The 8,207-nt window shown below is 65.2% G+C and carries 6 protein-coding genes, 1 tRNA gene and 1 pseudogene; 7 read left to right on the top strand and 1 reads right to left on the bottom strand.

What is annotated here, in order from left to right; genetic code table 11:
* A pseudogene (locus tag A5711_RS27310) lies at positions 1 to 81 on the bottom strand (cytidylate kinase); the annotation flags it as partial.
* Between the two features lie 17 nt (positions 82 to 98).
* Here A5711_RS27310 and cmk point away from each other — a divergent pair.
* From cmk to A5711_RS17070, 7 genes are all read left to right on the top strand, one after another.
* A complete protein-coding gene (cmk, locus tag A5711_RS17100) occupies positions 99 to 770 on the top strand; it encodes a (d)CMP kinase (protein WP_067948526.1) in 672 nt (223 codons plus the stop codon).
* Positions 767 to 2,167, top strand: a complete 1,401-nt coding sequence (der, locus tag A5711_RS17095) for a ribosome biogenesis GTPase Der (protein ID WP_067948524.1) — start codon at positions 767 to 769, stop codon at positions 2,165 to 2,167. The genes cmk and der overlap by 4 nt, the downstream gene beginning before the upstream one ends.
* A gap of 201 nt (positions 2,168 to 2,368) precedes the next feature.
* On the top strand, positions 2,369 to 3,157 hold the full coding sequence (locus A5711_RS17090; protein WP_156744978.1) for an SDR family NAD(P)-dependent oxidoreductase: 789 nt from the start codon (positions 2,369 to 2,371) through the stop codon (positions 3,155 to 3,157).
* 11 nt (positions 3,158 to 3,168) lie between these two features.
* On the top strand, positions 3,169 to 3,999 hold the full coding sequence (locus A5711_RS17085) for a cyclase family protein (RefSeq protein WP_067948531.1): 831 nt from the start codon (positions 3,169 to 3,171) through the stop codon (positions 3,997 to 3,999).
* On the top strand, positions 3,996 to 4,739 hold the full coding sequence (locus A5711_RS17080) for an IclR family transcriptional regulator (protein WP_067948520.1): 744 nt from the start codon (positions 3,996 to 3,998) through the stop codon (positions 4,737 to 4,739). The genes A5711_RS17085 and A5711_RS17080 overlap by 4 nt, the downstream gene beginning before the upstream one ends.
* Positions 4,740 to 4,799: 60 nt before the next feature.
* Positions 4,800 to 4,873, top strand: a tRNA-Pro gene (locus A5711_RS17075).
* A 490-nt stretch (positions 4,874 to 5,363) separates the two neighbouring features.
* Positions 5,364 to 8,114: an AAA family ATPase gene (locus A5711_RS17070; RefSeq protein ID WP_156744977.1), complete on the top strand. Its 2,751-nt coding sequence runs from the start codon at positions 5,364 to 5,366 to the stop codon at positions 8,112 to 8,114.
* Positions 8,115 to 8,207: the final 93 nt, after the last annotated feature.

Genomic DNA, 8,207 nt, shown 5'->3' with positions numbered 1-8,207 from the left:
CGCAGCGTCGGGCGCGGCGCGCAGCGGCGACACCGCCCGGGTGGAATCTAGATGATCACGCCGACGGACGTCGGCCAACTGTACAAGGCGGTCGGCCTGTGAGCGCTGTGATCGTTGCCATCGACGGGCCCGCCGGGACCGGAAAGTCTTCGGTGTCAAGGGGATTGGCGCGGGCGCTGGGCGCCCGCTACCTGGACACCGGGGCGATGTACCGGATGGTGACACTGGCGGTGCTGCGCGCGGGCGTCGATCCGGCGGACGCCAAAGCCGTCGGGCGGATCGGGTCGACGGCACAGCTGTCGGTGGATGGCGATCGCTACTTCCTTGCCGGAGAGGATGTTTCGGTCGAGATCCGCGGTGACGAGGTGACCCGCGCGGTGTCGGCGGTGTCGTCGGTTTCGGCCGTGCGCGCCCGCCTCGTCGGGCTGCAACGCGAAATGGCCGGGGGGAATGGAAGCGTCGTCGTCGAGGGACGCGACATCGGAACCGTCGTCCTGCCCGACGCGCCCGTGAAGATCTTTCTGACCGCGTCCGCCGAAACCCGCGCGCGGCGCCGCAACGATCAGAACGTCGCGGCCGGGCTGGCCGGCGACTACGACGCGGTGCTGGCCGACGTCCGTCGGCGTGATCATCTAGATTCCACCCGGGCGGTGTCGCCGCTGCGCGCCGCGCCCGACGCGGTGGTCGTCGACACCAGCGAGATGACCGAGGCGCAGGTGATCGACCACCTGCTGGAGCTGGTCCAGCAGCGAAGCGGGGCCGTACGGTGACGTCCGACGGCACCTGGACCGACGAAAGCGATTGGGAATCGGTCGAATCCGGGCTCGAAGAGCTGGCCGAGGCCGGTCCCGCGCCCGTGGTGGCGGTGGTAGGGCGGCCCAACGTCGGCAAGTCGACACTGGTCAACCGGATCCTGGGCCGGCGCGAGGCGGTGGTGCAGGACATTCCCGGGGTGACCCGCGACCGGGTGTCCTACGACGCGCTCTGGACGGGCCGCCGGTTCGTCGTGCAGGACACCGGCGGATGGGAGCCCGATGCCAAGGGTCTGCAGCAGTTGGTGGCCGAACAGGCGTCGGTGGCCATGCGGACCGCCGATGCGGTGATCCTGGTGGTCGACGCCACGGTCGGGGCCACCGCGGCCGACGAGGCCGCCGCCCGCATCCTGCTGCGTTCGGGCAAGCCAGTCTTCTTGGCGGCCAACAAGGTTGACAGCGAGAAGGGCGAGGCGGACGCGGCGGCGTTGTGGTCGCTGGGCCTCGGCGAGCCGCACGCCGTCAGCGCGATCCACGGCCGCGGCGTCGCCGACCTGCTCGACCAGGTGCTGGCCGCGCTGCCGGAGGTGTCGGAGGCGGCGCCCGCACCGGGTGGCCCTCGACGCGTCGCGCTGGTCGGCAAACCCAACGTGGGGAAGAGCTCGCTGCTGAACAAGCTGGCCGGGGACGAGCGCTCGGTGGTGCACGACGTCGCCGGGACGACCGTGGACCCGGTGGACTCGCTGATCGAACTGGGCGGCAAGGTGTGGCGATTCGTCGACACCGCGGGCCTGCGGCGCAAGGTCGGCCAGGCCAGCGGGCACGAGTTCTACGCCTCGGTGCGCACCCACTCGGCGATCGACTCGGCCGAGGTGGTGGTGGTGCTGATCGACGCTTCGCAGCCGCTGACCGAGCAGGATCAGCGGGTGCTCTCCATGGTGATCGAGGCCGGCCGCGCCCTGGTGTTGGCCTTCAACAAGTGGGATCTCGTGGAGGAGGACCGGCGCGAGCTACTGGAGCGCGAGATCGACCGCGAGCTGGTACAGCTGCGCTGGGCGCAGCGCGTCAACATCTCCGCCAGGACGGGCCGCGCGGTGCAGAAGCTGGTGCCCGCGATGGAGACCGCGCTGGCATCGTGGGATATGCGCATCCCGACGGGCCCGTTGAACGCGTGGCTCAAGGAGGTGGTGGCGGCCACGCCGCCGCCCGTGCGCGGGGGCAAGCAGCCGCGCATCCTGTTCGCCACCCAGGCCACCGCCCGCCCCCCGACGTTCGTGCTCTTCACCACCGGGTTCCTGGAGGCCGGCTACCGGCGCTTCCTAGAGCGGCGGCTGCGCGAGGCATTCGGCTTCGAGGGCAGCCCGATCCGGATCAACGTGCGGGTGCGCGAAAAGCGGGGAGCCAAGCGGCGCTGAGCTCTGGCTCTTTGGGCGGCCTTCCCGGACCAATCGGGGATTCCCGAATTCGATAACACCGGCGATATCAATTCCATCACTGTCCCACGATACGGGATGTGAAAGCTACATCACAGGAATATTGCGTTGACTTTGCCTTCGGCCGGTCCGTATTTTTCTTGTATAGCGGGTTAGTAGACCCGTAATGCGGGATTCGGAGGCATCGTGAACGTCGAACAGGAAGCGCCCACCGCCGCGCGCTTCAGCGTCGAAGGCAAGTCGATCCTGGTCACCGGGGCCACCGGCGCGTTGGGCAGCGTCGCGGCCCGGGCACTGGCCGGCGCCGGGGCCCGGCTGACGCTGACCGGCGGCAACGCCGCGAAACTGGACAACCTCGATATCGACAATGCCGCGGTGGTTGCCCGCCGCCCCGACACCCCGGCCGACGCCCGCGCCATGGTGGAGGCGGCGCTCGCCCGGCACGGCCGACTCGATGGCGTCCTGGTGGCCTCGGGCATGAACCACGTCGCGCCCATCACCGAGATGGCCGTCGAGGACTTCGACAAGGTGATGGATGCCAACGCGCGGGGCGCCTGGCTGATCTGCCAGGCGGCCGGGCGCGCGCTGCTCGAACAGGGAACGGGCGGCAGCGTCGTGCTCGTCTCGTCGGTGCGGGGCTCCCTCGGCCACCCCGCCGGCTACAGCGCCTACTGCCCGTCCAAGGGCGCCACCGACCTGCTTGCCAAAAGCCTGGCGGCCGAGTGGGGCGCCGCGGGCATTCGGGTGAACGCGCTCGCCCCAACGGTTTTCCGTTCGGAGCTCACGGAGTGGATGTATGCCGACGACGAGAAGGGCCGCGCCACCCGCGAAGCGATGTTCGCCCGAATCCCGTTGCGCCGCTTCGCCGAACCCGAAGACTTCGTCGGCGCGCTGATCTACTTGCTCAGCGACGCGTCGAGCTTCTACACCGGCCAGGTGATGTACCTGGACGGCGGATACACGGCGTGCTGAAAGGAACCGCGATGAGCATGAACTGGCCGCTCGGCGAGGCCGAGTCAAAGCTGGAGTTCTACGACCTGTCGCACCCGTGGGGACACGGGGTGCCGGCCTGGCCGTACTTCGAGGACGTCAAGATCGAGCGCCTGCACAACATGGCCAGGAGCCGGGTGCTGACCCAAAAGGTCACCACCGTAATGCATTCCGGTACGCACATCGACGCGCCCGCACACGTCGTGGAGGGCACGCCATTCCTGCACGAGATCCCGTTGAGCGCCTTCTTCGGCACCGGCGTCGTGGTGTCGATCCCCAAGGGGAAGTGGGGAGTGGTCACCGCGGAGGACCTGGAGAATGCCACGCCGGAGATCCGGCCCGGCGACATCGTCATCGTCAACACCGGTTGGCATCACAAGTACGCCGACAGCGCCGAGTACTACGCCTACTCGCCCGGCTTCTACAAGGACGCCGGCGAATGGTTCGCGGCCAAGGGCGTCAAGGCCGTCGGCACCGACACCCAGGCGCTGGATCATCCGCTCGCCACCTCGATCGGGCCGCACGGCCCCGCCGAACACACCGGCGGTCTATTGCCTTGGGCGGTAAAGGAATACGAGGAGCAGACCGGTCGCCGAGTGCTCGACGACTTCCCGGAGTGGGAACCGTGCCACCGCGCGATCCTGTCTCAGGGGATCTACGGCTTTGAGAACGTCGGCGGCGACCTGGACAAGGTCACCGGCAAGCGCGTCACCTTCGCGGCGTTTCCGTGGCGCTGGGTGGGCGGCGACGGCTGCATTGTGCGGCTGGTGGCGATCGTCGACCCCACCGGCAGCTACCGGATCGAGACGGGGGAGGCGGCGTGAGTTCCGACGGCGCCGGCATTCAGGTCATCGCCCGCGCTGCCGAGATGCTGCGGCTGCTGCAGGCGCACCCGGGCGGGCTCAGCCAGGCCGAGATCGGCGACCGGCTGGGCATGGCGCGCTCCACGGTCAGCCGGATCCTCAACGCGCTGGAGGACGAAGGCCTGGTCGCCTCGCGTGGTGGCCGCGGCGGGTACCGGCTGGGGCCGGAGATCGCGCGCATGGCCACAACCGTGCGCCTCGGCGTCGTGATGGACGTGCACCCGTTCATGGAGGAGTTGTCGCGGCAGCTGGGGGAGACCGTCGACCTCTCGATACTGGACGGGGATCGGGCGACATTCGTCGACCAGGTGGTCTCGCCGCACCGGTTGCGCGCGATCAGCGCCGTGGGCGAGTCGTTTCCGTTGCACTGCTGCGCCAACGGCAAGGCCCTGCTGGCCGGCCTGCCGCCCGAGCAGTTGCCGAGCCGGCTGGCGCCGCTTACCCCGAACACCATCACCAGCCCGGCGGCGCTGCGCAAGGAGCTCGAGCGGGTTCGCGCCGAGGGCGTCGCCTACGACCGCGAGGAGCAGACCGAGGGCGTCTGCGCTGTCGGCGCGGCGCTCAAAGGCGTGACCGGGCACGCGGTCGCGGTCAGCGTGCCCGTGCCGGCCCAGCGGTTCTACGGCCGCGAGGCCGAACTTGCCCGGGCCCTGCTGAACTGGGTCGACGAGGTTGCCGCCCGGTTGGGGAAGGTGGATTAGGGGAATGGCGGGTCGTCTGCGGTAGGCTTTCGACCTGCTGCCGCCGATGCGGGCGGCATCCGGGCTGTGGCGCAGTTTGGTAGCGCACTTGACTGGGGGTCAAGTGGTCGCAGGTTCAAATCCTGTCAGCCCGACATTGAAAGTTGCTCTGAACAGTGACTTTGCCCTTGTAATGATGCGGACCTGTGTTCTAAGCACCTCTACGTTGTCACAGATTGTCACAACTCTTGACAAACTCAGTAGATCCCAGCACGGACTTCCGATTCTCACGCGGGTCCCGCACAACTTGAGCGGGCCGGCGGCGGGGTGTGGTGCTGCTGGTACTGCGATCTCCACGCCAGGCGCTGGTCGGTATCCGTCCGTGCGGGTTTCGGATGCGAACTGCTCTTTCCAGTCCAGCGGTGAATTGCCATTGCAAGGCTCAACGACAACGTCGCAGGGAGCGAGACGAGACTTGCCCAGGGACGTCCCTCGTCGCGGCCTTGAGCCCATTCGCGGATACCGATTCTGCTGCTGCACAACGATCGGTCGGTTATTTATCGTGGCGCTCGGAAGCAGTCGTCTGGTGACGATCTCAGGTTTGTGATCGGCGAATATGTCGCACTCGCCTGAGATCATGAGCCTATGCGCTCCGAGGTGTGGCAAGTAGTAAGTCGATCGGGACCGCTCGTCCTGGTCACCGGCGATACGGGAACCGGGAAGTCCTCGGTGCTTCAGGCCACCGTCGCTGAGTACCCGAGCACCGTTTTAGCTCCGCACGTTGTTGTTTGCATGTTCGATAGCGGAGCATTGCAATCCGCGATATTTGACGTGTTAGCGGCGGCCATCGCCACCGCGCGGCCTGGGCCGGAAAGGTGGCGTGAGCTGGTAAAACGCTTACGGCACGCTACTCGTGAAGCTGCGGTCGAAGTGGGGAAGGCGCTGGCTGAAGCGGTCGTCGAAGAGGTGCTTGAACTTGCGAAGGCGCGACTCGGCGACAACGTGGGCAAGGGACTGCTCAAATTTCTCAAGACGTTAAAAAAGCCCGATAGCCAGGACCTGCGGCGAACGCTTCGCATGCAGTCGGACAACAACGTCGTCCGTTTGCTGGTTCGAATGGCGGACGAAGTCGCCGTTGTGGCGGGCCGGGACGTCGTCATCACCTTGGACGAAGGAAATCGACTGAGCGAAGACGATCAACGTATCCTCGCCTCCATCGCCGTCCAGCCTGCCAAGCGTGCACGAATCGTAATTGCATGGTCGACCGCGGAAATCGAATCGCTACCGGGATTGACCAGGCTCCGGAAGTTGGGTCTGGCCGAGGTACAGGTTTCCGGCTTGAGTTGCGAGGAAGTTGAGCGGTGGCTGGCAGCGGCCGGCATGAGTAAGCACTCAGATGATGTCTGGTCGTTGACGGCTGGCTATCCATTACTCGTCGAGGGTCTTGTTGCTCACCTGCGCAGCGGCGGCCGGATTGACCGATATTCAGCGCCGACTCTTTTCAACGATGTACTTCATGATGCGCTGTCGCGTCTGCCGACAGAAGCGCATCACGCGGCGCGAAAGTTGTCGGCGTTTTCCTACCCACTGGCCGAGGCCGAAATTCCTAGCTTTCTCGGAATTGACGTGGTGGCGTGGGGCATCGTGCGAGCGGCGCTGGAGCGTGAACGTGTGTTCTCGGTGGAGTATCCCGATGGCACGTGGTTCCATGAAGCTCGGAGGTCTTACCTCTGGGGCTCGGTTCTTAGCGCAGCGGAGCGCAATCAAGTTGGTCAAGCCGCATATTCCAAACTTCTCGACCAGCATCGCCGTACCGATGCCACTGGCGGACTTTATCGGCGGATCTCCGCCCTTGCGCCCTATGCCCTCGAAAGCCAAGCGCAGAACCCGACGCTGGCGTCGATTATCAGGATGGACGGTGACCATCTGGCGGTTCTAGCGGCTGCGGTGGAGTTGCAAAATACCGGTCTAGGCTCACCTACGCCTGCAGATCAGGTTGTAATACACGCGCACACCGCCTTCGGCGCCGACCGTCGGAAAGCTCTCGATGCACTGCCCGAATTGGAGGAGCTCGGTGTAATTGGCTTGATTGAGATCAGAGACCGATCCCTTACAACTGTTGATCTGCTTCTCGACTCCGAGTGCGACGTTGTCGCGCGTGGCCGTGTCCAAGAGGTGCTACGGAAGTCCGCTGTCCCGCATCTGGCCGAGCACGTGGTCCGCGCACATCTGGAGCGTGTGCGCCTGGAGTCCTACGCCATGGTGGCTCAAACTGGCGAGGCAGATGCGCTCGACGTAATTGCAAACGCGAATATGGTTCGTGCACCGGTCACGTTCAGAAGGGTCGGCGATCCCCTCTTGGGGATTTGGCTTCGATTCGGTGACCAGCCCGTCACTGTCGTAGGAGTGTTTAACAGCACTGCGGAGCGGTTGGCTGCCGAGCGGGAGATAACAAACTTGGCGGGGACGTCCTTTGGCAGGCAAGTGATGGTCGACCGGATGTTTGAGGATCCAACACATACGGTCGCGTCGCTACGCTTCCTGCGAGCAGTCTATTTCGCTACTGGCCTCAACGTGAATTCAGACGGTCGCGAGTACTGGTTGGACGGTCCTAATCCCCTCCCAATGGAAGAGTTCGCCCAACGCCAAGTCGACCTGTTCGAGTTATTACGTTCGGAGACCGACCAACTCGAACGCGAAGTGTACGGCCTTACTCAACCCGTTGGCGTTGCCATCGCCCGCCACGACAAGTCTGAGTACAGACTAGAGGTGCGCGGCGCGGCACACGTTTACCCGATGGACTTCGGCACAGTGCAGGAAATTTTGGCCGACGGCACGTTGATATCTGCGCGCATCGAGACGGCCCTGGGTCTCCCGCCGACCGTCACAATGAAGCACCTAACAACTCAGACGTGGCGGGAAAACCGAACGCAGGACCCGGTCGTTGAGTTGCTCGGAAGCCTCCGCAAACAAGCCGAACGGTTCAATGTCCGCCAGCCGCTGTCCAAGGTCCACCTCGAAACATCCCGCCTAAAACGGCAGTTGACAGAGGCACACATACGCGATCAGCGTCTTGCGCGCCGGCTTTCGGAAACGATCACAATCGGCGGGGAGCGCGGCCACCGGCCGTCGCGAGCCCTGCACCTTGCCATCCACACGCATGGACCGAACTCCCGGCCGGATCAACGTGCGGCGGTATGTGCATGGCCGCCCGGTGATCCGGAGGATGTACGCCTGAAGTACGTGTCGGACGAATCCGTTGGCAGCGCAGAGGCATTTTTCAAAGCTGCCTATGGTCCAGAAGCCAACATGACGGACCTCCATGCTGGCATGCTTCCACAGCTTCTCGCTTCGCTGCTCGGGTTCGAGGAAGATGAGATTGAAGCGGTGCGTTGAGGAAACCTTAACGAACTCGCGGAGACGTCGGGAACCGGCGTTTGCTGGTCAAAGGGTTCCGGAGTCATTGCACGACTTTGAGATCACCCGATG

The organism is Mycobacterium sp. E2238 (assembly GCF_001672665.1).
In the GTDB taxonomy this organism is placed as follows: domain Bacteria; phylum Actinomycetota; class Actinomycetes; order Mycobacteriales; family Mycobacteriaceae; genus Mycobacterium.
Note: the sequence above shows the minus strand (reverse complement) of the source record. Positions and strands in the feature narration are given on the sequence as shown.